At 36.2% G+C, this 1,949-nt stretch carries 1 protein-coding gene; it reads right to left on the bottom strand.

The window, feature by feature from the left end; genetic code table 11:
• Positions 1-147 precede the first annotated feature (147 nt).
• Positions 148-1,254, bottom strand: a complete 1,107-nt coding sequence (locus NK356_RS23985; protein WP_253318243.1) for a polysaccharide lyase family 1 protein — start codon at positions 1,252-1,254, stop codon at positions 148-150.
• Positions 1,255-1,949 lie beyond the last annotated feature (695 nt).

The following is a 1,949-nucleotide window of genomic DNA, read 5'->3' as shown; positions in this document are numbered from 1 at the left end:
AGGAGCGACCTGTTAATTCATAGCGTAAATATTAATATTTTCAATGTATTTATACTTTTTATCGGACAGTAATGGGTCGTATAAAAAAGACTGTCCTTTTTGGACAGCCTTTATTCCTTTTATTACTGCTATTATTAAAAACTTCTTTTAAAACTGATCACAAACATTGCCTCCTAAAGTAGCTCCTGCATTAGCCGTTACATCTGCCTTTACATCTGCTACGTTAAGTTTTGTGATACTATATGGCGGAGTGAATGCTGTTCCGCTTCCTGCTGTATTTCCGGTAACATTGATAAAACTGCTTCCGGATTGAGTTACCGCTGTAAATCCACTCATCAGATTGATAGGTTCTTTTACATTTTCAAAAACATTTCTTTCTACCAGAATATTGGCCTGAACCCCTGCTGCAATACATTTGTTGCTTACAGAACTGTTGAAATAACTGTTCAGGATATGAATTTTACCAAATCTTACTCTTGGCATACGTTCTCTGCATCCAGGTGCCCACCAGCATCTGACAAAAGTTACATTCAGTTTTCCTGCATCAGCAGTGGCACCATCACTGGATCCGATAAGGTTTGAGAATCTGTGATCATCCGTCCCTCCCGAGCCTCCAGGTTTTGGAGCTTTCAGATAATGGAATTTCGTATAAGAAACGGTAATATAATCGGATTTATTCTTAATGTCGAAATTTCCATCCACTCCATCTCTGAATTCACAGTGATCTATCCATACATTTCGGCAGTCGTCCAGAATGGCATTGTCCCAACCATCGGTGTCATAAGCACCAGGACCTTCAAAAATCAGATTCCGGATAATGATATTATTACATCTTTTAATATTGATAATTCCTGAACCGTCTTTCGTCTGATCTGTAGAAACCAGTTTGGCTCCGGTAGTTCCGTAAATTGTTTTTCCTGTCTGGTCCTGGAAGGATAAGCGGGTCGTGATGGTGATTGTTCCTGTTACTTTGATCACTTTTACGGCTGTATTTTCAATAGCTGCTTTTAATTGTGCGTAAGTAGAAACGGTTGTTTCTGCTGCTGTTCCACCACCGGTAGTTCCACCATTTTGAGAAGCCCATCCCGGAGCTATACAATTGGCCAGAGGAACAATCTTTTGCGATAAAGAGTTTTTAATGCTGAGTTCGCTTTGCGCCAGATCATTGTTGATTTCCTCCCGACCACATCCGGTTAAGGCAAAAGCAGAGCTTAGAGCGGCTGTTAATAAGGCCGCCTTGAACGTTGTTTTCATAGTTTATATTTTGTGATTTGTTCTTGGTGTAAAATTATTGTATTAATATTAAAGTATTTTATATTTTAATATATTAATATTTATATAATTATAATGTTGTATATTTAGTTTGGTTAATCGGTTGCATTTTATGTTTTGTTTAAAATTTATTTATTGTTTAAAATTTGTCGCTAAAAATGGCAGTATTTGGTTTTTTGTTGGATTATCGAAATGGCGCAAGAATATTTTGAATTTGTTGGAGATAAGTTTTTTCAAATAACCCATATTCATTTTTCCCACAGATCTCACGGATCTTTTCGTGTTTATCTGCTTATTTTGCTGAAGCTGGAAAACATTAAAAAATAGGTAGAATTCAATTTTATCGGAGATAAAATCTTTGCGCCTTAGAAACGGGATAATACTTCAGAAATTTCTTTGCGTCTTAGCGTTTTTGAAATCTATTTATAGTGTCTTATTAAACAAAAAAATCCTCCCTGACAGGTGTAAAAGCATCAATTAACTTTCATTCTTCAAGACATAACCCGTATTTATTTTTCCCACAGATCTCGCGGATTTCACAGATTTTTTTGTGTTGCTGCTTATTTTGGTGTCGCTGTAAAAGATTAAAATAGGCAGAACTCAATTTTATCGGAGATAAAATCTTTGCGCCTTAGAAACGGGATAATACTTCAGAAATTTCTTTGCGTCTTAGCGTT

The sequence above is a fragment of the Chryseobacterium sp. S0630 genome, from assembly GCF_024158915.1.
Lineage (GTDB): Bacteria > Bacteroidota > Bacteroidia > Flavobacteriales > Weeksellaceae > Chryseobacterium.
Note: the sequence above shows the minus strand (reverse complement) of the source record. Positions and strands in the feature narration are given on the sequence as shown.

Excerpts from the sequence above, each read along its gene's own strand:
- NK356_RS23985 (WP_253318243.1), bottom strand. The coding sequence starts at position 1,254 with ATGAAAACAACGTTCAAGGCGGCCTTATTAACAGCCGCTCTAAGCTCT.